The 23,045-nt window shown below is 66.2% G+C and carries 21 protein-coding genes; 10 read left to right on the top strand and 11 right to left on the bottom strand.

The features are described 5' to 3' along the window. Nucleotides 1-68: 68 nt before the first annotated feature. The 5 genes from nadA (at nt 69) to HUW53_RS09195 (ending at nt 6,880) form a co-directional block, all read left to right on the top strand. The gene (gene nadA / locus HUW53_RS09215; RefSeq protein WP_370877816.1) at nt 69-1,052 is read left to right on the top strand and encodes a quinolinate synthase NadA; all 984 of its coding nucleotides are present in this window, start codon (nt 69-71) and stop codon (nt 1,050-1,052) included. Beyond that, the gene (locus HUW53_RS09210) at nt 1,049-2,596 is read left to right on the top strand and encodes an L-aspartate oxidase (RefSeq protein WP_237345457.1); all 1,548 of its coding nucleotides are present in this window, start codon (nt 1,049-1,051) and stop codon (nt 2,594-2,596) included. The genes nadA and HUW53_RS09210 overlap by 4 nt, the downstream gene beginning before the upstream one ends. Nucleotides 2,597-3,112: 516 nt before the next feature. Further along, nucleotides 3,113-4,255 (top strand): cytochrome-c peroxidase, encoded by a 1,143-nt coding sequence (locus HUW53_RS09205; protein ID WP_237345456.1) that lies wholly within the window; start codon nt 3,113-3,115, stop codon nt 4,253-4,255. Nucleotides 4,256-4,421: 166 nt separating this feature from the next. Next, entirely contained in the window at nt 4,422-4,907 is a 486-nt protein-coding gene (locus HUW53_RS09200) for a MarR family winged helix-turn-helix transcriptional regulator (protein ID WP_237345455.1), read from the top strand. Continuing rightward, nucleotides 4,907-6,880, top strand: a complete 1,974-nt coding sequence (locus HUW53_RS09195) for an FUSC family protein (protein WP_237345454.1) — start codon at nt 4,907-4,909, stop codon at nt 6,878-6,880. Before HUW53_RS09200 ends, HUW53_RS09195 begins: the two co-directional genes overlap by 1 nt. Before the next feature lie 19 nt (nt 6,881-6,899). Here the strand turns inward: HUW53_RS09195 and recR are convergent, their stop codons facing one another. Then, nucleotides 6,900-7,505, bottom strand: coding sequence for a recombination mediator RecR (gene recR, locus HUW53_RS09190; RefSeq protein WP_237345453.1), 606 nt, complete (start codon nt 7,503-7,505; stop codon nt 6,900-6,902). Nucleotides 7,506-8,178: 673 nt separating this feature from the next. Between recR and HUW53_RS09185 the strand changes: the two genes are divergently transcribed. Next, a complete protein-coding gene (locus tag HUW53_RS09185) occupies nt 8,179-8,646 on the top strand; it encodes a Ros/MucR family transcriptional regulator (protein WP_237345452.1) in 468 nt (155 codons plus the stop codon). A 267-nt stretch (nt 8,647-8,913) separates the two neighbouring features. Here HUW53_RS09185 and HUW53_RS09180 read toward each other — a convergent pair whose 3' ends face one another. From HUW53_RS09180 to HUW53_RS09135, 10 genes are all read right to left on the bottom strand, one after another. Beyond that, entirely contained in the window at nt 8,914-9,807 is an 894-nt protein-coding gene (locus tag HUW53_RS09180; RefSeq protein ID WP_237345451.1) for a ParB/RepB/Spo0J family partition protein, read from the bottom strand. A gap of 33 nt (nt 9,808-9,840) precedes the next feature. Beyond that, entirely contained in the window at nt 9,841-10,686 is an 846-nt protein-coding gene (locus tag HUW53_RS09175; protein WP_237345450.1) for a ParA family protein, read from the bottom strand. 55 nt (nt 10,687-10,741) lie between these two features. Next, nucleotides 10,742-11,452: a 16S rRNA (guanine(527)-N(7))-methyltransferase RsmG gene (gene rsmG, locus HUW53_RS09170; RefSeq protein ID WP_237345449.1), complete on the bottom strand. Its 711-nt coding sequence runs from the start codon at nt 11,450-11,452 to the stop codon at nt 10,742-10,744. 52 nt (nt 11,453-11,504) lie between these two features. Next, nucleotides 11,505-13,424 carry a tRNA uridine-5-carboxymethylaminomethyl(34) synthesis enzyme MnmG gene (mnmG, locus tag HUW53_RS09165; RefSeq protein ID WP_237345448.1) on the bottom strand — a complete coding sequence of 640 codons (1,920 nt, stop codon included), beginning with the start codon at nt 13,422-13,424 and terminating at the stop codon, nt 11,505-11,507. 102 nt (nt 13,425-13,526) lie between these two features. Next, on the bottom strand, nt 13,527-14,825 hold the full coding sequence (mnmE, locus tag HUW53_RS09160; RefSeq protein ID WP_237345447.1) for a tRNA uridine-5-carboxymethylaminomethyl(34) synthesis GTPase MnmE: 1,299 nt from the start codon (nt 14,823-14,825) through the stop codon (nt 13,527-13,529). 379 nt (nt 14,826-15,204) lie between these two features. Continuing rightward, nucleotides 15,205-15,927 (bottom strand): DNA polymerase III subunit epsilon, encoded by a 723-nt coding sequence (gene dnaQ / locus HUW53_RS09155; protein WP_237345446.1) that lies wholly within the window; start codon nt 15,925-15,927, stop codon nt 15,205-15,207. After that, nucleotides 15,927-16,547: a dephospho-CoA kinase gene (gene coaE / locus HUW53_RS09150; RefSeq protein WP_237345445.1), complete on the bottom strand. Its 621-nt coding sequence runs from the start codon at nt 16,545-16,547 to the stop codon at nt 15,927-15,929. The genes dnaQ and coaE overlap by 1 nt, the downstream gene beginning before the upstream one ends. A gap of 4 nt (nt 16,548-16,551) precedes the next feature. After that, nucleotides 16,552-17,400 carry a shikimate dehydrogenase gene (locus tag HUW53_RS09145; protein ID WP_237345444.1) on the bottom strand — a complete coding sequence of 283 codons (849 nt, stop codon included), beginning with the start codon at nt 17,398-17,400 and terminating at the stop codon, nt 16,552-16,554. Continuing rightward, nucleotides 17,397-18,011 (bottom strand): Maf family protein, encoded by a 615-nt coding sequence (locus HUW53_RS09140; RefSeq protein ID WP_237345443.1) that lies wholly within the window; start codon nt 18,009-18,011, stop codon nt 17,397-17,399. Before HUW53_RS09140 ends, HUW53_RS09145 begins: the two co-directional genes overlap by 4 nt. 4 nt (nt 18,012-18,015) lie before the next feature. Beyond that, complete coding sequence (locus HUW53_RS09135; RefSeq protein ID WP_237345442.1) at nt 18,016-18,870, bottom strand: pyruvate, water dikinase regulatory protein; 855 nt, start codon at nt 18,868-18,870, stop codon at nt 18,016-18,018. Between the two features lie 335 nt (nt 18,871-19,205). Between HUW53_RS09135 and hemE the strand changes: the two genes are divergently transcribed. From hemE to HUW53_RS09115, 4 genes are all read left to right on the top strand, one after another. Further along, on the top strand, nt 19,206-20,252 hold the full coding sequence (gene hemE / locus HUW53_RS09130) for a uroporphyrinogen decarboxylase (RefSeq protein WP_272904156.1): 1,047 nt from the start codon (nt 19,206-19,208) through the stop codon (nt 20,250-20,252). A 26-nt stretch (nt 20,253-20,278) separates the two neighbouring features. After that, nucleotides 20,279-20,704, top strand: a complete 426-nt coding sequence (gene hemJ / locus HUW53_RS09125) for a protoporphyrinogen oxidase HemJ (protein WP_307500325.1) — start codon at nt 20,279-20,281, stop codon at nt 20,702-20,704. 258 nt (nt 20,705-20,962) lie between these two features. After that, on the top strand, nt 20,963-22,234 hold the full coding sequence (gene rho, locus HUW53_RS09120; RefSeq protein WP_237345441.1) for a transcription termination factor Rho: 1,272 nt from the start codon (nt 20,963-20,965) through the stop codon (nt 22,232-22,234). 156 nt (nt 22,235-22,390) lie between these two features. Next, nucleotides 22,391-22,954, top strand: a complete 564-nt coding sequence (locus tag HUW53_RS09115; protein ID WP_237345440.1) for a NifU family protein — start codon at nt 22,391-22,393, stop codon at nt 22,952-22,954. Nucleotides 22,955-23,045 lie beyond the last annotated feature (91 nt).

Raw genomic sequence — 23,045 nt, 5'->3', positions numbered from 1 at the left:
AGGTAAGCATATGATCGAAATATGCTCAAACTGAGTATAGCGACATGTCCAGCGTCACGCCTGTGGAAATGCCTGCCGTCGGTTCGGCCACCGCCCGCACCTCCCATCTCTATGAGCGCGTGAAGCGCGTCATCCCGCCCGCCGAATGGGGGGTGCTGGCCAATGATGTGGAGGCGATCCAGCATCTGAAGATCGAGCGCAACGCGGTCATCCTGGCCCACAACTACCAGACGCCGGAGATCTACCATTGCGTGGCGGACATCGTCGGCGACAGCCTGACGCTGGCCCGCGAGGCCGCCACCACCGATGCCGACGTGATCGTGCTCGCCGGGGTCTATTTCATGGCCGAGACGGCCAAGCTGCTGAACCCGCAGAAAACGGTGCTGATGCCCGATCCGGAGGCCGGCTGCTCGCTCGCCGATTCCATCACGCCCGCCGATGTGCGGCAGCTGCGGCGGCTCCATCCCGGCCTACCGGTGATCGCCTATGTGAACACCTCGGCGGCGGTGAAGGCCGAGGTGGACGTGTGCTGCACCTCCGGCAACGCGGCGCGGGTGGTGAAATCCTTCGGCCTGCCCAAGGTCATCATGCTGCCGGACCAGTATCTGGCGCAGAACGTCGCCGCCGAGACCGGGGTGGAGATCCTCTCCTGGGCCGGGCAATGCGAGGTCCACGAGCGCTTCACCGCCTCCGATATCGCCGAGCTGCGGGAGGCGCATCCGGGCATTACCGTGCTGGTCCATCCCGAATGCCCGCCGGAGGTGGTCCGTGCCGCCGACTTCGCCGGCTCCACCGGAGCCATGGCCGATTATGTGGGCGTGAACCGGCCGAGCAGCGTGGTGCTGCTCACCGAATGCTCCATGAGCGACAACATCTCCGTTCAATATCCCGATCTCGAGTTCGTGCGGCCCTGCAATCTCTGCCCGCACATGAAGAAGATCACCGTCGCCAACATCCGCCAGGCGCTGGAGGAGAACCGGCATGTGGTGGAGATCGACCCCGAGACGGCGGCCCGCGCCCGCGTCTCGGTGGAGCGGATGCTGGCGCTGTGACCGCCGCCCTCGCCGGATGCGACGCGCGGCCGGTGATCGTCGGCGGCGGGGTGGCGGGCCTTGCCGCGGCCCTGTTCCTGGCCCCCCGGCCGGTGGTGCTCATCACCCGCGCGCCGCTGGGCGCGGACGGGTCGAGCCCGCTCGCCCAGGGCGGCATGGCCGCCAGCGTCGGCGATGATGACGATGCCGACCTCCACCTCGCCGATACCCTCGCCGCCGGCGACGGCCTGTGCGACCCCATCATGGCGCGCCGCATCCTCACCGCCGCGCCCGACGCCATCACCGAGCTGGCGCGCATCGGCACCCGCTTCGATCGCGACGCAGCCGGGCGCCTTGCCCTGGGCCTGGAGGCGGCCCACAGCCGCCGCCGCATCGTCCATGCCGATGGCGACGCCACCGGGCGCGAGCTGGTGCGGGCCCTCGCGGCCGCGGTGCGCGCCTGCCCGTCCGTGACGGTGGTGGAGGGGGTCGAGGCGCGCCGGCTGGTGATGGCGCAGGGCGCCGTCGCCGGCCTGCTGGTCGCCGGAGACGGCGGCGGAACAGTGCTGCGCACCGCTCAGGTGGCGCTGGCCACGGGCGGGGTGGGGGCCCTGTTCGCGCATACCACCAATCCCGATTCCGCTTTCGGCCTGGGGCTCGCCCTCGCCGCCCGCGCCGGGGCGGCGCTCATGGACCTGGAGTTCGTGCAGTTCCACCCGACCGCGCTTGCCGGGACGGCGCGCCCCCTCTCGCTGGTGAGCGAAGCGGTGCGCGGGGAGGGGGCGACCCTCATCACCGCCGACGGCACCCGTTTCCTCGCCCAGGTGCCCGGCGCCGAGCTGGCCCCCCGCGATGTGGTGGCGCGCGCGGTGTGGGCCGAGCTTTCGGCCGGACGCACCGTCTTTCTCGATGCCCGAAGCGCGCTGGGGCAGGGGTTCGCGCGCCGCTTTCCGGCCATCGCCGGCCTGTGCGCGAGCGCCGGCATCGACCCGGCGACCCAGCCCATTCCCATTCGGCCGGCGGCCCATTACCACATGGGCGGCATTGCCGTGGATGGGGAAGGGCGCAGCACCGTCGCCGGGCTCTGGGCCTGCGGCGAGGTAGCGTCCACCGGCCTGCACGGCGCCAACCGGCTGGCCAGCAATTCCCTGGTGGAAGGCGTGGTCTGCGGTCGCTGGGTGGCCGAGAGCATCGCCGGCACGCGCGCCACGCCACCGGCCCGCCGTCTGCCGGCGGAGATGCCACCGCCGCCCGATCCGGCCGCCGCGCGGGCCATCGTCTCCCGGCACCTGGGCGTGCTGCGGGATGGGGACGGCCTGAAGGCAGCCATCACCGCTCTGGCGCCCCTTGCCCGCTCCGGCGGCGCGGACGCCGATCCGGCCCTGGTCGGCCTCATGATGGCCGTGTCGGCCCTGGGACGGCAGGAGAGCCGGGGCGCCCACACCCGCACCGATTGTCCGCAAACGGCGCACCACGCGCGGCGCTCGCGCCTCACACTGGACGATGCCTGGAGCCTCGCGGAGGGCTTTGCAGCGCCGCCCGCCGCCCGCGTGCGCTCCCAATAAGGCCGAGGCCCCTGGGCATGATACCGGGTCTTCGGTGTCGCCCCTCGGACACTGAGCGCTGAAAGGCACAAAATCCACGCCCGGTGGTTCGAGCAGCCGGACCACCGGGGCAATGTGCTTCATCGCCGGGGTGTCCACAGGGTCCTTGGTCGGCACCGCGAGCGGTGGGGCGGGCGGATGGGCAGTAAGACCCCGCCGCCTCCGGTCCGCCCTGGCGCGCCCGCCTTCCCTGAAGACACGCCGCGATTGCGTTTCACGTGAAACGGCCTCGACTGAGGCCACTGTTTAGAATGTCTATAAATCTTTGATTTGCCAGCTATTTCGTAAATTCCCGGATTGTCGTGGCACGGCCGACGGCGCTTCATGGCGGAAAATACATCGAGGCGCTGGCCGGTTCCGGACCGGCGGGGAGCGAAGGTGGTGATGTCTTCTTTTGCCATACTGTCGGGCCGCGATCGTCCACGTCGCGCTTCAACGCGGACGCGGACCCGGCGGGCGCGTGTTCTCGCCCTGGTCATGACAGGCCTTGCGCTGCTGACCGCACCCGGCGCCCGCGCCGAGGATGCAAACGACCTGTCCAACCCGGAAAAGCTGGGCGAAGCCCTGTTCTTCGACACCAACCTTTCCAAGAACCGCACCCAGTCGTGTTCCTCCTGCCACGCGCCGGACCACGCCTTCACCGACCCACGGGAAACCCCGGCGGCGGGGGGCGCGGTCTCCCTGGGCGACAACGGGACGTCGCTGGGCGACCGCAACGCGCCCACAGCCGCCTATGCCCGGTTCAGTCCCGCGTTCGGCAAATCGACGAAGCCGGGCCTCTATCACGGCGGCCAGTTTCTGGACGGGCGCGCCGCCGATCTTGCGGCCCAGGCCGGCGGCCCGCCGCTCAATCCGCTGGAAATGGGCATGCCCGACAAGGCGAGCGTGGTCGCCCGCCTGAAGGAAAACCCGGCCTATGTGCGCGCCTTCGACACGCTTTACGGCAACGGCGTGCTGCGATCGCCCGACACCGGCTATGCCGCCATGACCAAGGCCATCGCCGCCTTTGAAGCGACGCCGGTGTTCGCGCCGTTCGATTCGAAATATGACCGCTATCTGCGCGGCGAGGAAAAGCTGACAGAGCAGGAAGAACTGGGGCGCGTGCTGTTCTTCTCCCAGCAATTCACCAATTGCAGCCTGTGCCACCAACTGAATGCGCAGGGCGGCACACCGGGTGAAACCTTCAGCAATTACGAGTTCCACAATATCGGCGTGCCGAAGAATGAAGTGGCGCGGGCCGCCGCCGGCCTCAAGCCTGACAGCCGCGACCTGGGCCTCGCCCAGAATCCCGCGCTGAAAGGCAAGGACAAGAAAGTCCAGGCCGGCCGCTTCAAGGTGCCGACCCTGCGCAACGTGGCGGTCACCGGGCCTTACATGCACAACGGTGTGTTCAAGGACCTGCGGACGGTGATCTTGTTCTACAACACCTACAACACCCAGAACCCGGCGCGGCACATCAATCCGGAGACCGGAAAGCCCTTCGCCCCGCCGGAGGTGGCCGAAAACATCTCCATCAAGGAGCTGGAGACCGGTCCGGCGCTCGACGACAAGCGCATCGACGCCCTGGTGGCGTTCCTGAAGACTCTGAGCGATCGGCGCTACGAAAACCTGCAAAACTGAACCCGTCTCCCCCCAAATGGGGCCCGACGGGGCAGGGGGACATGGCACCTCGGCAGTCGCCTGAATCCCGGCGGCGGGCGTCGAGCGGGGAACCCTGGCATGAGCCATGCGATCAGTGCATGGCATTGTGGTTGCCATCCCATTGGTTTTAATCCAAATCAATTGGATGCAAATCGATAGCTCCAATCGCCGCCGCTTGGGCATCCAGCTCGTCGGTCTCGCGCGCCGGTGGCGGCGCGCCCTGGACCATCGCCTCGCCGCCATCGGCCTCAGCGACGCGAGCTGGGCGCCTCTCGTGCACTTGGCGGAGCAGGGCGATGGCCTGTGCCAGAAAGAGCTCGCCCTCGCGGTGGGCATCGACGATTCCACCCTGGTGCGGCTGCTCGACCTGCTTGCCGAGCGCGGGCTGGTGGAGCGCCGCACCGCCACCCACGACCGCCGGCTGAAGCAGCTCTACCTGACAGCGGAAGGCCGCACGGCGGTCACCGACATCCGCGCCAAGCTGGCCCGCATCGAGGACCTGCTGCTTGAAGACCTCTCGGACGCGCAGATCGACGCCCTGATGGCGGCTTTCGCCAGCATCGACGGCCGGATCCAGGCGGCAGCGGCACCGACCGCCGCCACCGCCCCCCTTGCCGCGACCACACGCTGATGCCCGCCGCCTCGCTCTTGACCCGGCTCGGCTTCGACGGGCCGCGCCTCGCCTTCACCCTGCGCACGGCGATGGCCGCCGCCCTGGCGCTGGCCATCGCCGCAGCCCTCCACATCGACAACCCCCAATGGGCGGCCATGACGGTGTGGGTGGTGGCCCAGCCCACCCGCGGCCAGCTTCTCGAAAAGGGCGCATTCCGCATCCTCGGCACCTTCGCCGGCGCGCTGGTCGGTGTCGCCCTCATCCTGTGCTGCGCCGGCACCCCGGCGCTGCTGGTCGCAGGGCTTGCGCTCTGGATCGGCCTGTGCGCTGGGGCGGGCAATCTCATCGGCGGCTTCACCGGCTACGGCACCATCCTCGCCGGCTATTCCGCGGCCATGGTGGCGCTGGTGGATTTCGGCCATCCTGACCACATCTACGGCCTCGCCCTCGACCGGGTGCTCACCATCTGCGTGGGCGTCGCCACATCGTTCGCGGTGGGCTGGCTGTTCACGCCCTTAAGCGCGGAATCCGATCTGCTCGGCCGCGTGCGGCGGCTCACCGCCCGCGTACTGCGCCATCTCGCCGCCGCCCTCGACACCGCGGACAGCGCCCGCGTCTTTGCCGAGGAACGGGCGATCATGTCCGAGATGGCGGCCATCGACGACATGCTCGATCCCCACGGGGCCGGCTCCGCCCGCAGCCGGCACACCGTCCGGCGCGTGCGCACCCTGATGGCCGCCCTGCTCAATGGACTGGTGTTCGCCCGCGGCCGGATCGGCACCGTGCCCACGGCCCGCCAGAGGGCCGGGGGCCTTGCCGCCCTGCGGAACGCCGCCGACGGCCTCGACGCGCCGGCTCCCGACCCCATGCCCCTGGCTCATCTGCCGCGATACCTTTCCGGCGACAGAGACGATCCCGGCATCGTGTCCGTGGTGGAGACCCTGGCCCGCGCCGTTCAGGAGCTCCAGGCCCCGGCCGCCCCGGCGCGCGACGACGCCGATGCGCTGACGCCCCCGTTCCTGCTGCATCGGGATGTGGTGGGCGCCCGCGCCGCCACCCTGCGTGCCACCGGCGCCGTGCTCGTGGTCGGCGCCATCTGGCTCGCCACCGGCTGGACCTATGGCCCCTTCATGCTGATGGGGGCCGCCATCATGACCTCCCTTTTCTCGACCTTCGACAACCCGGCGCTCACCATGCGCTTCGTGCTCGGCGGCTCGGCCGCCGGCGCGGCGGCGGCGCTGGCCGCCCGCTGGCTGGTGCTGCCCCACGCGGCGGATCTCACCCAGGTGATCGTGCTGACCATGCCGTTCATCCTCGTAGGCGCCTTCGTGATGGCGCATCGCCTCACCCTGCTGGCCGGCATGGACTACAACATGTCGCTGCTGCTCCTGCTGCAGCCCGCCTTCCCCCTGCATGGCACACCGGCCGGCATGGTGCAGATGGTGCTCGCCATGCTGCTCGGGCCGCTGATCGCGCTGATCGCCTTCCGCCTGGCCTTCCCCATGGATGCGCGACGGCGACGGGCGATGCTGGTCGGCATGATGGTACATGAGCTGAAGGCCATGGCCCGCGCGCCGTTCGGTCCGGCTGAAGCCGCGCGCTGGCGGGCGCGGCTCTATCATCGCCTGCTGCGCCTCGTGCGCTGGGGCGAAAAATCCGGCGACCGCGACTTCGCCGCCGTCGATGGCGGACTGGCCGCCCTTGCCCTCGGCACCGCCATCCGCGTCCTGCACGGCCGCCTTGCGGAGAGCGGCTTGCCGGACAGCCGCCGCCGCGCCGTTGCCGCCGCGCTTGCCAGCGTCGCCGTGCTGTCGGAGCAACCCGAGCGGGTCGCCGGCGCCCTGGAGCGCGCCGCCACACGGCTTGCCGCGACTGGCCACGACGATCCCGATGTCCTGCGCCGCGCCGCCGCCGCCGTGCGCGCCAATCCCGGCTTCTTCCGCGATCACAAGGGCGCCGAGGCCCATCACGCGGCGCCCGCCGCCGCCTGAGCGGGGAGGCCGGTGGAGGTCACATCTGGGTGCGCGCGCGGATCGCCGCGGACAAGGTGCCTTCGTCGAGATAGTCCAGCTCGCCACCCACCGGCACCCCCTGGGCGAGGCGTGTCACCCGCACGGGAAGATCTCGCAAGAGATCGGTGATGTAATGGGCCGTGGTCTGGCCATCCACCGTGGCCCCGAGGGCAAGAATGACTTCGACGACGTTCTGGTCCACCACGCGCGCCACCAGCTTCGACAAATTGAGATCATCCGGCCCCACCCCGTCGAGGGGGGACAATACGCCGCCCAGCACATGGTAGCGCGCGTTCAGCACACCCGCCCGCTCCAGCGCCCAAAGATCACCCACATCCGACACCACCACCAGCAGGCGCCCATCTCGCACCGGGTCGGTGCAGACGGTGCAGGGATCGCACACATCCACGTTCCCGCAGACCTTGCACTCCACCACCTTGTCCAGAACGTCGGTCAGCGCCCGCGCCAGCGGCGCCATCAGCCCCTCGCGCTTCTTGATGAGCTGCAGCACTGCGCGGCGCGCCGAACGCGGCCCAAGGCCCGGCAGGCGCGCCAGCAGCTGAATAAGTCGTTCGATTTCCGGTCCGGCGACTGCGCGCGGCATGATACTTCCCAATCTCCTGCGGCGACGGCGATCGCCGCATGTAAACCTTCGGCGCGCCAACGCCAATGGCCGACACCTGCAGCTCCCGCTGGGAAGACGCATGGCCCGACCACCTGTTCTCAACCGCGCCGGCACCCACGAACCTCAAGACCCGCATTTCTGGATCACGCAGTTTCATTTCACCCGCACATCACATGCTATCGCCACCGTTTCTACGCAAAGCCAGAATATTGCGTCGTCGAGGCAATGTCGGTTCATTCCGCGCCCCCTTGGGACAGCCGCATCCTCGGCGAAATCTTGACCGTGACCGCAGCGTCCGCGGGAGCCAAGCAGTATGTCGCAATTCATTGGACACTGGCCCCAGATGGCAGCAATTCCTACACCCATCGGTTGCCAAATGGACTTCGCCGGACGGAGGGATCGCGTCTTTTCGAAAGCGAATCAGTGCCATTTCCGGCACCCTCCACCTTTCATTTTCCCTGCGGCACGGTGCTGCTGCTTTCGCATCAAACCCGCATAGATGCTCAATTTCAAAGTTTTTTAGAAGACCCGATTGTAACTGGTTTAACGTCTGCTATAGAATATTTGCGAAGCTTCGACTTTACGTATATTTCTATAAATGCAGTGCTGCCCACGCGGACAGCCGCAGCGTGCAAGCAGAAAGGGATGCCCTGTGAGCGATTCCTCAACCAATCCGCAATCGCAAAGCCATATCGACTTCACCGCGGACATCGTCGCCGCCTATGTGAGCAACAACAGCGTGGCGGCCGCTGATCTTCCGGCGCTGATCGAATCCGTGCACCGCGCGCTCGGTCAGCTCGGGACCCCGGTTGCTCCGCCGGTCGAAGAGCAGAAGCCGGCCGTGCCCGTCAAGAAGTCGGTCACGCCCGAATACATCATCTGTCTTGAAGACGGTAAGAAGTTCAAATCCCTGAAGCGCCACCTGCGGACCAGCTATGGCATGACGCCTGATGCTTACCGCGAGAAGTGGGGCCTGCCGAAGGATTACCCCATGGTCGCCCCGGCCTATGCTGCCGCGCGCTCTGAACTCGCCAAGAACATGGGTCTTGGTCAGAGCCGCAAGAAGGCCCCGGTCGCCCCGGTCAAGAAGCCGAGCCGCCGCAAGGCCGCTCCGGTCTGAAATCCGGCCGCGTCGACCGAACACTCAACCCCCGCAACTCAATCTCTCTTGGTGCGGGGGTTTGTGTTTCCAGGCGTTTTGAACCAAGCGCCGGTGAAAAGCGCGGAACACAGCCAAAAGAACGGACGAACTGGCCGCCTCCTGTTCTTTGATGATGCGGCAGATTTCCGCCCACCGACGACGCCATTTCGGTTCGCGGCAACCGCGCCAAACTCTCGAATGGCGCGTGATCCGAAACGAAGCGGAAACGCCTCACCGCGGATTGCTTCAGTCCACGCCGAGCCGCCGGCACAGATCGTCCAATTGATCGAGGCTCGCATAACGGATGCGCAGCTCGCCCGCTTCGCCCCGGCTGTCCAGCGATACGCTCAATCCCAGCGCCTCGCCCAGGCGCCGTTCCAGAGCCCGGACATCCGCCGATTTGGCGCTCTCCGGCGCCGGCTTGCGCTTCAGCGGTTCGCCGGCGCCCGCCCCATGGGCCTTGACCAGCGCCTCCACGTCACGGACGTTGAGACCCTTCTCCACCACTTGCCGGGCGATCTGCTCGGGGTGCTCATGGCCAATCAGCGCCCGCGCATGACCAGCGGTGAGGCGGCCGTCTTCCAGATAGATCTTCACCTCCGCCGGCAGCTTCAGCAGCCGGAGCGTATTGGCGATATGGCTCCGGCTCTTGCCAATCACCTTTGCTAAATCGCTTTGTGAATAATCGAACTGCGCCATCAAGGCCTCGTATCCCTGAGCCTCTTCGACCGGATTGAGATCCGCCCGCTGCACGTTCTCGATGATCGCGATCTCCAGCGCCTCGCGATCGGAGAGCTCCAGCACGATCACCGGCACTTCGTGCAAGGCCGCCCGCTGCGCCGCGCGCCAGCGCCGCTCGCCGGCGACGATCTCAAAGGCATTGATCCCGGGCAGCGGCCGCACGACGATGGGCTGGATGATCCCCTTTTCCCGGATAGAAGCCGTGAGATCCTCCAGCCCTTCCTCAAGAAAGGCCCGGCGCGGATTGCGCGGATTGGCACGGACGTGCTCGATGGGCAGACGGCGCTGCACCCCCGCGCGCGCCCCGGCGGGCGCGGCAGCCTCGGGCTGCGGATCGTTCATCTCGCCGATCAACGCGGCAAGCCCCCGGCCGAGCCGGGAGCGCGGTTCATCCGCCATGGACATGGCTTTCCTTTACTGCAAACATCGATCTCAAGCGGCGGCCCGTGCGGCCCGCTCGCGCTGAATGACCTCGGACGCCAGCTTCAAATAGGCCTGCGAGCCCGCGCACTTCAGGTCATAGAGTAACGCCGGCTTGCCGTAGGATGGCGCCTCGGAAATGCGCACGTTCCGCGGAATGATGGTGTCGTACACCTTGTCCCCCATGAACGCGCGCACGTCCTGCACCACCTGTTCCGACAGGTTGTTCCGCCCGTCATACATGGTGAGGACGATGCCGTGAATCACCAGGTTCGGGTTCAGCCCCGTGCGCACCTGGTCCACCGTCTTCATGAGCTGGGACAAGCCCTCGAGCGCGAAAAACTCGCACTGAAGCGGCACCAAGATGGCGTCGGAGGCCGCCATGGCGTTGACGGTGAGCAAGGAGAGCGCCGGCGGGCAGTCCACCAGAACATAGCTGTAGCGCGCCGCGGCGTCGTCCTCCGCCAGCCCCTGCAACGCATTGCGCAGGCGAAACGCGCGATCGCGAGCCGATGCGATCTCCAGCTCCAGCCCCGACAGGTCGAGGGTCGCCGGCGCCACATGCAGCCCGGGAACCGCCGTTTCCATGATGGTTTCGCGAAAGCTCGCATCTCCCACCAAGATGTCATAGGTGGAGCGCTGGCGCGCCCGCCGGTCGATCCCGAGCCCGGTGGAGGCATTGCCCTGCGGATCAAGATCGACCACCAGAACCTTTTCACCGATAGCGGCGAGCGCCGTTCCGAGGTTGATGGCGGTCGTGGTCTTGCCCACGCCCCCCTTCTGGTTGGCCAGCGCCAGCACGCGCGGCCGGGCGGGGGCGGGGGCGGGCGGGGGAGCGGACATATTGAGATCGCTCATGGGTCGACGATCCTCGATCAAATCGGATGAAATAGGGTCGCAACACGGCGGGTCATCATCCCGCCGCATCCGGCCGCTCGCGAGCGGATGAACGCGCATGGGCGGCAGCTGCAAGGGGTCTGGCGCTCTTTACAACCACGATCCGGCCATCGGGGTCGGTGTGGCTGGGCGCGAGCTCGACGTCGAGTGTCCAGCCTTTACGCGCCTCGGTCAATTCGCCTGTGGCATCCTTCCCCTTCAGAAACAGCCCCACTGCACCTGCGGCGAGAAAAGGCGCCGCGAGATCGAGCAATTTAGGCAAAGGCGCAAGCGCGCGGGCGGAAACCACATGGGTTCCACCCGCCAGCTCCGCCCCCACCTTCTCGATCCGCGCGACATGTACCCGTCCCGGCAAGCCGATGACGCGAATCGCTTCGCGCAGGAAAGCGGCCTTACGGCTATCGCTTTCCACCAGATCAACCGCGGCGCCGGACCGCTCGGCGAGCACGGCGGCCACCACGAGGCCTGGAAATCCTCCGCCGGACCCCAGATCCACCCAGCGGGTCGCATCGGTGGGTGCAAGCGCCACCAGCTGAAGCGAATCAGCCACATGCCGCGCCCAGACCTGCGGGAGCGTCGCCGGCGCCACGAGATTGATCGTCCGTTGCCACTTCAGCAGCAAGCCGACAAGCGCGTCCAGGCGCTGGAATGTTTCACGTGAAACACTCGCTTCGACACCGCGCCGCTGGCTCACCACTTCCGTGTCGTCCGCAACATCCCGTGCCACCTGCGCCCGCCTTTCCAAAATCGCGCCATCCACGCCCGGCCGAGCCCGCACCCTAAGCCGCATCTCCGTCAGCCGCCGCCGTGGACCCGCGTCGCGCATAGGTCGCGAGCAAGGTCAACGCCGCCGGTGTCATCCCCTCAATGCGCCCGGCCTGACCGACGGTCTGCGGGCGCACCCGCGCCAATTTCTGCTTCAGCTCATTCGATAGGCCCGGCAACGTGTCATACGCAAGCTGGCTCGGCAGCATCAGGCCCTCGTCGCGCCGCAACACGGCGATGTCGGCCGCCTGCCGCCCGAGATAGACCGCGTATTTCGCGTCCACCTCGATCTGATCCCCCAGCTTCGGATCGATCGCGGCCAGCTCCGGCCAGATCCCGCACAGCCGTTTGAGATCGATATCGGGGTAGGCGAGAAGATCGAAGGCCGACCGGCGCAAGCCGTCCTTGTTCAGATTTAGCCCGTGGCGCGCACCCATGTTGGGCGTCAGGGTGAGGCGCTCCACCAGCGCTCGAACCTCGCCCAGCGCCTTCATCTTGCCGGCAAACACCTGCGCCCGCCGCCTGCCGACCAGGCCCAGCTGCTCCCCGAGCGCCGTCAAACGCTGATCCGCATTATCGGTGCGCAGCGTCAGCCGATATTCCGCCCTTGAGGTGAACATGCGGTAGGGCTCGCTCACACCCCGCGTCACCAGGTCATCCACCATCACGCCGAGATAGGACGTGGCCCGATCAAGCACCATCCCGTCAGCCCCGGCCGCCCGGCGCGCCGCGTTGAGGCCCGCGAGCAGCCCCTGCGCCGCAGCTTCCTCATAGCCTGTGGTCCCGTTGATCTGCCCGGCGAAAAAAAGCCCCCGCACCTGCCTTGCTTCCAGCGTGGTCGAAAGCTGGCGAGGGTCCACATGATCATATTCGATGGCATAACCGGGCCGCAGCACGGCCACCCGCTCCAGGCCCGGTATGGTCCGCAGGAAGAGCTGCTGCACCTCCTCGGGAAGGGAGGTCGACAGGCCGTTGGGATAGACCGTGTGGTCCTCCAGCCCCTCCGGCTCCAGGAAGATCTGATGTCCGTCCCGATCCCCGAAGCGAACAATCTTGTCCTCGATCGAGGGGCAGTAGCGCGGCCCGGTGCTCTCGATCCGCCCAGAATACATGGCCGAGCGATGCAGGTTGGCGCGGATCACGTCGTGAGTCGCAGTGGTGGTGCGGGTGATGCCGCACTCCACCTGGGGATTTGAAAGGACCGTGGTCAGCTCGGAGAAGGGCTCGGGCGGATCATCCCCCGCCTGCATCTCCAGCCCGGCCCAATCGATGGTCCGCCCGTCCAGCCGCGCCGGCGTTCCGGTTTTCAGGCGGCCCAGCCCTAGCCCCAGCCGGCGCAACGCCGGCGACAGGCGCAACGCTGGCTTCTCGCCCATCCGCCCGGCGGGAAAGGACACCTCGCCCATATGAATGAGGCCATTCAGAAACGTGCCGGTCGTCAACACCACCGCCCCGGTCCGCAGCCTGCGGCCGTCCGAGAGGCGAACCGCCGCGATCCGCCCGTCGCGCACATCCAGGTCATCCGCCTCGCCACCGATGACGAAGAGGCCTTCCGTCTGCGCGAGAGCAGCCTGCATGGCACGCGCGTAGAGCTTGCGGTCGGCCTGCGCGCGCGGACCACGGACGGCCGGGCCCTTGCGCCGGTTGAGCACGCGGAACTGGATGCCGCCCGCGTCGGCCACCCGGCCCATGAGACCATCCAGGGCATCAATCTCCCGCACCAGATGACCCTTGCCCAAGCCCCCGATGGCCGGATTGCACGACATGGCGCCGATGGTCCCGGCATCATGGGTCACAAGCGCGGTGCGCGCACCGGTTCGCGCCGCAGCGGCAGCGGCTTCGCAGCCCGCGTGGCCGCCACCCACGACCACCACGTCGAAGGCCAGTTCCGCCGGGCCGGCCGGGGAGGGGGAGAGGTCCAAAAGATTGGTCATCGCTCTTGAAAACGCCGTCGCGTCCGCGCCGTCAAGGCCACAGCGAGCTAAAACCGTGTCGCGTGTGCGATGAATGTTTCACGTGAAACAAAAAGTCGGCGCTCACTTCCCGATGCAGAAGGTGGAAAACACCCGATCCAGGACATCCTCCACATCGATCCGTCCGACAATGCGATCCAGCGCCCGCGCCGCAAGCCGCAATTCCTCCGCGCGCAATTCCCCGCTGATCCCTTCATTTTCCACCACCGCGCGCAGATAACCCAGCGCCAGATCCAACGCCCGGCGTTGCCGCTCACGGGTGATCAGCGCCGGCTCGCCCCCGACCAGCTCATCCAGGAGCCCGCCGACCACCCGCAGCAGTTCCTCCAGCCCCTCGGTCCGCGCCGTCGAAAGCGGGATCCAGCCGGAGGGCGCCACGCCTCCAAGGTCCATCTTGGTGCGCACCAAAAGCGCATGGCCCAAGGCCTGAGGTGGCCGCTCCGCCGTATCGGACAGCCACAAGACGAGATGCGCCTCTTCCGCCCGCGCCAGGGCGCGCCGCACACCCTCGATCTCCACCACGTCGGTGGCCTCCCGCAGGCCCGCCGTGTCCAGCACCGTCACCGATTGGCCCGCCAATTCCAGGTGCACTTCCAGCACGTCCCGCGTGGTCCCGGCCACCGGCGAGACGATGGCCACATCCCGCCCGGCCAGCCGGTTCAGCAGGCTCGACTTGCCCACGTTGGGCGGGCCGGCGATGGCCACCACCAATCCGTCACGCACGCGCTCGCCGCGCTGGGAATCCCGCAGAGCCGCCTCCATATCGGCGACCACCGGCGCCAGCGCCTGACCCACATCGTCATTCAGGCGCTCCTCCACATCTCCCTCATCGGCAAAGTCGAGACTCGTCTCGGTCACCGCCAGCGACCACAGCAAAGCCTCACGCCAGGTATCAACCCGGCGCGAGAGCGTGCCACCCGCCTGCGCCAGAGCCTGCCGCCGCTGAGCTTCGCTTTCGGCCGCGATAAGATCCGCCAGACCTTCCACCTCGGAGAGATCCAACTTGCCATTGCCATGGGCGCGACGGGTGAACTCTCCAGGCTCCGCAGGGCGCAGGCCGGGCATTGCGGCGAGCGCCGAAAAGACCGCTGCCACCACCGCCCGCCCACCATGCAGGTGCAGTTCCGCCACATTCTCCCCCGTGGCACTCGCCGGGCCGGGAAAGAAAAGCTGCAACCCACGATCGAGGATTTCGCCGCTCGAGGCGCGTCGCAGCGCCCCATAGCGCGCCTGCCGGGGCAGCGGAATAACCCCGGTCAAAGATTGCAGCGCATCCCCCGCAGCCGGACCCGAGACCCGCACTACGGCAACGCCCGCAGGCAGGCGGCCCGAGGAGAGCGCGAAAATGGTATCGGCAGCCATGGAAAAATTCCGTTTGTTGTTTCGGGCATCGGCGCGCGCCGCCAGGGCTCCGTTTTGCCCCCCTCTGCGATCTGCGCGGAAACCGAAGACGCCATCGTTGATCGCAATTGCACGGTGGCGCCGTGATATGCGTCGCGAAAGCCCAAATCACCATATGGCGGCTTCGAAAGCCGCCGGATCCACCCGCTTCACCGCCAAAATCCGACGACCCCTGCAAGAATCGATTTTAGAAGCTATGGAGCCACGTTTCACCGTTTCCGACCACGACATCGGAACACACTCGATTTCGCCGTCAGCGCGCTTCTCAGGCGATCACGTTTTTCGCGAATAATCTAAAAAATGCATCTTTGAATATATGATACGGTTGCACATGGCGAAATCAGACGCCGCCCTCGCTCTCTGGCGCCGGCGCGGCGTATTTCAGCCAAAGCGCCTTTTCTCCCAGCGCCGCCACGAACGCCGCGTGGGCCTCCGCTTCCTCCGCCGTCACGCGCGAAGGCAGGACCCCCGGTCTCTGGCGCGCGGCCTTAGCCTCGATCACCAGACGAGGCGCCTCGCTCTCGTCCTCCACCAGACCGATCAGGCTGGCCTGACGCCCACCGAGCAGCTCGCTATAGACTTCCGCCAGAAGCTCGGCATCAAGCAACGCCCCATGCTTCACGCGACGCGAACTATCGATGCCGTAGCGGTTCATCAAGTCGTCGAGACGATTGCCGCCGCCCGGATGCTTGCGGCGGGCGAGCGCCAGCGTATCCACCACGCGATCACGGGCAATCAGCGGGCGTCCGGTACGGCCAAGCTCCGCGTTCAGGAAGCCCACGTCGAAGGCCGCGTTATGGATGACCAGCGTATCTTCGGCGATGAACTCCAGAAATTCATCCGCGATCGTCGAAAACACCGGCTTGTCGGAAAGAAATTCCGTCGAGAGTCCGTGCACGTTGAATGCCTCGATCGGCATGTCCCGCTCGGGATTGATGTAAACATGGTAGACATTTCCGGTGAGAATCCGGTTTACCATCTCTACGCAGCCGATTTCCACCAGCCGGTCGCCGCCATTGGCTTCAAGTCCGGTGGTTTCAGTGTCGAGCACCAGCTCACGCATCACGCCACATCCTGTTTCTCAGCCGGTCGGCGCCGGCCCGGACCGGACAGCGCCCGCAGGAGACCCGCCACCTGATGGCGCGCAGCCTCAAAGCCACGCCCGGTCTCAATGATGAAATGGGCGCGCCGGCGCTTTTCCATATCCGGCATCTGCTTGGCCAATATGGCCTCCAGCTTCTCTTCCGTCATGCCCGGCCGATCCAGCACGCGCTGACGCTGGATCTCCGGCGGCGCGCTCACCACAACCACCGCATGAGCGCGTTGCGCCGCACCGGTTTCGAACAATAGCGGAATATCAAGCACGCAAAGGCGCGTGCCCATGCCCCGCGCCCGGTCCAGAAACGCCTTTTCCTCCGCCCAGACCAGCGGATGGACGATGGCTTCCAGCCGCGCCATGGCCTCCGGATCGCCCAGGACCTGAGCCGCGAGGGCAGGGCGGTCAACCACATCGCCGCGCACCACTCCGCGAAAGGCCGCGCCCACCGGCGCCACCGCCGCGCCGCGATACAGCCGGTGCACGGCGGCATCAGCATCATGCACCGGTACGCCAAAGCCGCGGAACATGGACGCAGTCGCGGATTTGCCCATGCCGATGGACCCGGTAAGGCCGACAATCCACATGGCGTCACGCCTCCAGCTGACCCTTCGCACTCAGATCCGCAACTACCCTCTCGCGCAGACCCACCGTCACCTCCGGGCGGACGCCGAACCAGCGCTCGAAACCAGGCACACCCTGATGCAACAGCATGCCAAGCCCATCCACCGTCCTCAAGCCCCGCGCCTGGGCCGCCTTCAGAAAAGGCGTCAGCAGTGGCACATAGACGATGTCCGTCACCACCGCCTCGGCCGGAACCGGTGACAGATCGAAATCCAGCGGCTCAGACCCCTTCATGCCAAGCGACGTGCAATTGACCAGCACATCGGCGGCCCCCAGCACCTTGGACACATCACCCAGCGGCAAGGGTTGGACCTTCCGCCCATAGGGCGCGGCCACCGCCTCGGCGCGGGACAAAGTGCGATTGGCCAGCACGATCCGCGTGAAGCCGCGACCGGCCAGGGCATGCACCACCGCACGGGACGCACCGCCGGCACCGAGCACCACCGCCACCTCACGGCGGCTGTCCCACCCCGGCGCGCCTGCATCGAGATTGGCCAAAAAGCCATAGCCGTCTGTGTTGGCGCCGTGCAGGCGTCCATCCGCCAGCCACAGCGTATTGGCCGCCCCCAGCGCCGCGGCACTGTCGTCGGCCTCATCGAGCACCGAAAACGCGATTTCCTTATTGGGCAAGGTGACATTGCAGCCCACATAGCCGCGCGCCGCCAAGCTGCGATAGAAGGCGGCCGCTTCCGCCGGCGGCACCTCCTCGCGACCATACTCGCCATCGATGCCGTAATGCTGCAGCCAATAGCCATGCAGCAGCGGCGAACGGGAATGGGCGATCGGCGATCCGGTGACGCAGGCCCGGATGGTCACGGCAGCATGCCCTGATCGCGGAAGAAGGGCAGCAATTGCAGCAGCGGCAGGCCGAGGATGGTGAAATGATCCCCCTCCACCTTGCTGAACAGATGCACCCCCACCGATTCGAGCTGGTAGGCCCCGACCGAGGTCAACACCCGCTGCCCGGCGGCACCGAGATAGGTATCCAATATGTCCTGCGTCAAAGGCCGCATGGTCAGATAGGCGCTCGCCACGGTCTCGAACGCGATCTCGCCGTCCATCACCACCGTCGCCGCGGAATGCAGCGCATGGGTCTTGCCCGAAAGGGTCTCGAGCTGGGCGCGGGCCGCCTCCACCGTCCGTGGCTTGTGGAAGATCTCAGTGCCAAGGGCGAGGGTCTGGTCGGCCCCCAGGACGATGCGCCCCGGCGCCGCCACCGCTCCGGCCGCCGCCTTGGCCCGGGCCAGCATCAAGGCGATCCGGCTCGGATCGAGATCCCCGGCCTCGGCCTGAAGGCCCCGCTCGTTGACATCGGTGGACACGGTTTCCACCGGCATGCCGGCATGCACGAGAAGGCTCAAGCGGGTGGCACTCTTGGAGGCGAGAACCAACGGCTGCTCGCCGCGCCACAACGTCTTGCTTTCCATAGTCTCAGGTCTCGGCCAACTGTTGGCGGCGACGCTCGTTGAACAGCGCCAGGATGGTGGCTGCCGTCTCCTCGATGGAGCGGCGGGTCACGTCGATAAGGGGCCAGCCGTTGCGCGCGCATAGGCGGCGGGAAAAGGCGATCTCCTCCGACACCGCCTGCCGGTCGGTGTAGGAGGTCCCAGTGTCGGCGGCGTTCAGACCCAGCAGGCGGTTCTGGCGGATCTCCACGATCCGCTCCGGACTTGCCACCAGGCCCACCACCAACGGCTTCCTCAGCGTCTCGATGTTGGACGGCAGAGGCACATTGGGCACCAAGGGAATGTTGGCGGTCTTGATGCCACGGTTGGCCAGATAGATGGAGGTCGGCGTCTTGGAGGTCCGCGAGACCCCGAGGAGCACCACGTCGGCGTTCTCCAGATCTTCGGTCATCTGCCCGTCGTCATGCATCACGGTGAAGTTCAGCGCATCGATGCGCTTGAAATAGACCGCGTCAAGGGAATGCTGGCCGCCGATACGCGGCGTCGGCTCACCCCCGAGATAGGATTGAAACAGCCGCACGATGGGCGCCATCACCGACAGATAGGGCACGCCGAGATCCCGGCAGCGCTCCTTGAGCCGGCCGCGGATCTCATTGTCCACCAGCGTGTAAAGCACGATGCCCGGATTGGACTCGATCTCGCTCAGCACCCGGTCGAGCTGCTTCATGGTGCGAACCAGCGGATACACATGCTCGATGGCGAGCACATTCGCATATTGGGCGCACGCGGCGCGGCCCACGGTGATGAGGGTCTCGCCCGTCGCATCCGACACCAGATGCAGGTGAAAATAGCTGTCGGTCGGGGCTTTCGTCGGCGTCACTTTATCCACCAGGGCTGTGGAAGGCTGTTGAAGAAGGCACGCTCCTTTCGCCGACGCAAGATCGGCCTGGGGAAAGAGGGCATAGCCGTCCACATTTCGACTCGAAGGGACCCGTTTCCGGGGGGGCCTGTGGGCCGATGTGCATATCTGATGGCACCGACCCGTTAATCCTTTATTAACCGGCACCCGCCGGGGCTCGCACCTGCGGCAAATGCGGTATCTGAATCGGGTTGGCGTGTGGATTGGTTGTCGATGGCGTTGCGACTGGTTAATCAACCGTAAAGACTCTGAAGACTCTCTCTTTAAATAAGACTCTCATTTATTAAAGGCATGGGATGAGCCTCTCTCCGGCACCGCGTTCGCCCTTCCTCGCCGTCCTGGACGGAACGCCCCTTGATCCGCCTCCGCTCTGGATGATGCGCCAAGCCGGCCGCTACCTTCCCGAATACCGGGAGGTGCGCGCCATCGCCGGCGATTTCCTCACCCTGTGCTACACGCCGAAGCTCGCCGCCGAGGTGACGCTCCAGCCCATCCGCCGCTTCGGTTTCGATGCGGCCATCATCTTTTCCGATATCCTGGTGGTGCCCCACGCCTTGGGCGTGGACCTCACGTTCACCGCCGGCGAGGGGCCGCGCCTGGAGCGGGTCGATCATGCAACGCGCATCGCCGCGCTGCCCGACCATCTCGATCCGGCCCGTACCGAGCCGGTGTATGAGGCCATCGCCGCGGTGCGGGCTGACCTGCCGCCGGAGGTCGCGCTGATCGGCTTCTGCGGCGCGCCCTGGACGGTGGCAACCTACATGGTGGCGGGGCAGGGCACTGACGACCAGGCGCCCGCGCGCCTGCTGGCGCTGCGCGATCCGGCGGTGTTCCAGGCGCTGATCGATCGTCTGGTGGAGGCGTCCATCGTCCATCTGTCGGCCCAGGTGCGGGCAGGCGCGGATGCGGTGCAGATTTTCGATACCTGGGCCGGCGTGCTCGATCCGCTCTCGTTCGAAATGTGGTGCGTGGAACCGTTGAAGCGCATCGTTTCCGGCCTGAAGGCATTGCATCCCGGCGTCCGGGTCATCGCCTTTCCCAAGGGCGCGAACCTTGAAGCCCTGGAGCGGCTGGCGGCGGCGGGCATCACCGCGATCGGCCTTGATTGGACGGCGGATCGCCACGCCGCCCGTGCCCGCCTTGGGGACAAAGTGGCGCTGCAAGGCAATCTCGACCCGTTGCGGTTGATCGCCGGAGGGGCGGCGCTGGAGGACGAGATCCGGCGCATCCGCGCGGATTTCGCCGGCTGCCGCCACATTTTCAATCTCGGCCACGGCATCCGCCCGGAAACTCCGCTCGCTTATGTGGAGGCGTTGGTGGAGGGGGTGCGGGCCGCGTCGTGACCAGACAAAAAATATGAGGAGAGGCCGTGCTTTATCTCTGGATCAAGGCGCTGCACGTCATGGCGGTGATTGCCTGGATGGCGGCGCTGCTCTATATGCCCCGGCTCTTCGTGTACCATACCATGGCACCGAAAGGATCGGCCCAGTCCGAGACCTTCAAGGTCATGGAGCGGCGCCTATTGAAGGCCATTTCCACGCCCGCCATGATTGTGACATGGCTCGCCGGTCTGTTCCTGGCCTATGATGGGAACTGGTACATGGACGGTTGGTTTCACGCCAAGCTTGCCCTGGTGCTGGCCATGTCCGCGGTGCACGGCTTCCAGGCCCGGTGGGTGCGCGATTTTGCCTCTGACAGGAATGTCCGGCCGGCAAAATTCTATCGCATTGCCAATGAAGTACCGACACTCCTGATGATCGGCATCGTGATCCTGGTGGTGGTCAAGCCGTTTTGATGGGGCTTGGCGCCGACGAAGGGCTTGCGTCAGGCGCGGGGTGTGCCTATCCTGCATCCGCTTTCCTCAACGCAGGCGAACGCGCTGGCTGAGGCTTGAGCCCACGGGAAGATCCGCTGTGGCTCGGGCGCGCGCGTCAGGCGGAAGCTGTCGCCCCGGCTGCTCCTGAAGACCTGCGATCCCCGTCCCTCCTCTCATGTGCGTTCCGACCAATCCGCGCGGATCCGCTCATTCATTTCCTAATCGAGGCTTTCCCATATGCGGGAAGTAAAACTTCAAGACCTGAAATCCAAAACGCCTGTCGAGCTGCTCGCCTTTGCCGAGGAGAACGAGGTGGAGAATGCGAGCACCCTGCGCAAGCAGGAGCTGCTGTTCGCCATTCTGAAGCAGCTGGCCCTCAGCGAGACCGAGATCATCGGTGAAGGCGTTGTGGAGGTGCTGCAGGACGGTTTCGGGTTCCTCCGGTCGCCGGAAGCCAATTATCTGCCCGGTCCCGACGACATTTATGTCTCTCCCTCCCAGATCCGCCGTTTCGGCCTGCGCACCGGTGACACGGTGGAAGGCCAGATCAGAGGCCCCAAGGAAGGCGAGCGCTATTTCGCCCTGCTCAAGGTCAACACGATCAATTTCGAGGATCCGGAAAAAACCCGGCACAAGATCAATTTCGACAATCTGACGCCGCTTTATCCCGATGAGCGGCTGAAGCTTGAGCATGAGGAAGTGCCCGGCGGCAAAAAGGATTTTTCGCCCCGGATCATCGATATCGTGGCGCCCATCGGCAAAGGCCAGCGCGGCCTGATCGTGGCGCCGCCGCGCACCGGCAAGACGGTGCTGCTCCAGAACATCGCCAAGTCCATCACCGCGAATCACCCCGAGTGCTACCTCATCGTGCTGCTCATCGACGAGCGGCCGGAGGAAGTGACCGACATGCAGCGCTCGGTGAAGGGTGAAGTGATCTCCTCCACCTTTGATGAACCCGCCGCCCGGCACGTCCAGGTGGCCGAAATGGTCATCGAGAAGGCGAAGCGCCTGGTGGAACACGGCCGCGACGTAGTGATCCTGCTCGATTCCATCACCCGGCTCGGCCGCGCCTACAATACGGTCGTACCGTCCTCGGGCAAGGTGCTCACCGGCGGCGTGGACGCCAACGCTTTGCAGCGGCCCAAGCGCTTCTTCGGCGCGGCGCGCAACATCGAGGAAGGTGGCTCGCTCACCATCATCGCCACCGCGCTCATCGAGACCGGCTCGCGCATGGACGAGGTGATCTTCGAGGAGTTCAAGGGCACCGGCAATTCGGAAGTCATTCTCGACCGCAAGGTCTCCGACAAGCGCGTGTTCCCGGCTATCGACATCACGCGCTCCGGCACCCGCAAGGAGGAACTGCTGGTTCCCTCCGATACGCTCAAGAAGATGTATGTGCTGCGCCGCATCCTGAACCCCATGGGTACGGTGGACGGTATCGAGTTCCTTTTGGACAAGCTGCGGCAGACGAAGACCAACCAGGACTTCTTCGATTCCATGAACACCTGATTGCGCGCCTGCGCGGATGGTGGGCGATCAAGGCCGGCCACGGGATTGTCAACTCCGGACATTCCCTAGGGTCGGCCTTTCGCATTTTATGGCGAGGACCTATCTTCTGTGACAGATGCCGGCGGGTCCGGCCTTTCATATTTTGAGGATTAGGCCATGTTCATTCAGACTGAAGCGACGCCCAATCCGGCGACCCTCAAGTTTCTGCCCGGCCGCCCGGTGCTTGGCGAAGGCGTGCTCGACGTGCGGAGCGCGGACGATGCGGGCCTGTCGCCCCTGGCGCAGCGCCTGTTCGAGGTGCGCGGGGTGGATGGGGTCATGCTGGGGCCGGATTTTGTCACCGTGACCAAGGCTCAAGGCGACTGGCGGCAGATGAAGCCCGCCATCCTTGGCGCCATCATGGAGCATTTCATGTCGGGCGCGCCGATCATCGCCGAGGGCGTGGCCCTGGCGGCGGACGAGGCCGCTGATGAATTCTATGACCGGGCCGACGCCGAGATCGTCGCCACCATCAAGGAGCTGCTGGACACCCGGGTGCGCCCGGCGGTGGCCAATGACGGCGGCGACATCACCTTCCGCGGCTTCAAGGACGGCGTGGTCTATCTGAATATGAAGGGCTCTTGCTCCGGCTGCCCGTCATCCACGGCCACGCTGAAGAACGGCGTGGAAAATCTGCTGAAGCACTTCGTGCCGGAAATCCGCGAAGTGCAGGCCGCCTGAGCGGCCGTGGCCCGAGCGGCTATGCCAGTCTTGCGTTCACTGCGGGCGGGCCGGGTGCCGCCATCCGGCCCGCATATTAACCCTTTGGCAA

The sequence above is a fragment of the Xanthobacter agilis genome (assembly GCF_021730435.1).
In the GTDB taxonomy this organism is placed as follows: Bacteria; Pseudomonadota; Alphaproteobacteria; order Rhizobiales; family Xanthobacteraceae; genus Xanthobacter; species Xanthobacter agilis.
The sequence above is the reverse complement of the archived record's forward strand: the minus strand, read 5'-3'. Positions and strand labels throughout refer to the sequence as shown.

What these genes read in the sequence shown, in the direction of transcription:
- hemE (WP_272904156.1), top strand. Translation starts at nt 19,206, where the DNA reads ATGAGCCTCTCTCCGGCACCGCGTTCGCCCTTCCTCGCCGTCCTGGAC.
- HUW53_RS09200 (WP_237345455.1), top strand. Translation starts at nt 4,422, where the DNA reads ATGCAAATCGATAGCTCCAATCGCCGCCGCTTGGGCATCCAGCTCGTC.
- mnmE (WP_237345447.1), bottom strand. Translation starts at nt 14,825, where the DNA reads ATGGCTGCCGATACCATTTTCGCGCTCTCCTCGGGCCGCCTGCCTGCG.
- HUW53_RS09195 (WP_237345454.1), top strand. Translation starts at nt 4,907, where the DNA reads ATGCCCGCCGCCTCGCTCTTGACCCGGCTCGGCTTCGACGGGCCGCGC.
- nadA (WP_370877816.1), top strand. Translation starts at nt 69, where the DNA reads ATGCCTGCCGTCGGTTCGGCCACCGCCCGCACCTCCCATCTCTATGAG.
- coaE (WP_237345445.1), bottom strand. Translation starts at nt 16,547, where the DNA reads ATGTGGATTGTCGGCCTTACCGGGTCCATCGGCATGGGCAAATCCGCG.
- HUW53_RS09140 (WP_237345443.1), bottom strand. Translation starts at nt 18,011, where the DNA reads ATGGAAAGCAAGACGTTGTGGCGCGGCGAGCAGCCGTTGGTTCTCGCC.
- recR (WP_237345453.1), bottom strand. Translation starts at nt 7,505, where the DNA reads ATGCCGCGCGCAGTCGCCGGACCGGAAATCGAACGACTTATTCAGCTG.
- HUW53_RS09205 (WP_237345456.1), top strand. Translation starts at nt 3,113, where the DNA reads ATGACAGGCCTTGCGCTGCTGACCGCACCCGGCGCCCGCGCCGAGGAT.
- HUW53_RS09115 (WP_237345440.1), top strand. Translation starts at nt 22,391, where the DNA reads ATGTTCATTCAGACTGAAGCGACGCCCAATCCGGCGACCCTCAAGTTT.
- rho (WP_237345441.1), top strand. Translation starts at nt 20,963, where the DNA reads ATGCGGGAAGTAAAACTTCAAGACCTGAAATCCAAAACGCCTGTCGAG.
- HUW53_RS09175 (WP_237345450.1), bottom strand. Translation starts at nt 10,686, where the DNA reads ATGAGCGATCTCAATATGTCCGCTCCCCCGCCCGCCCCCGCCCCCGCC.
- HUW53_RS09180 (WP_237345451.1), bottom strand. Translation starts at nt 9,807, where the DNA reads ATGGCGGATGAACCGCGCTCCCGGCTCGGCCGGGGGCTTGCCGCGTTG.
- dnaQ (WP_237345446.1), bottom strand. Translation starts at nt 15,927, where the DNA reads ATGCGTGAGCTGGTGCTCGACACTGAAACCACCGGACTTGAAGCCAAT.
- mnmG (WP_237345448.1), bottom strand. Translation starts at nt 13,424, where the DNA reads ATGACCAATCTTTTGGACCTCTCCCCCTCCCCGGCCGGCCCGGCGGAA.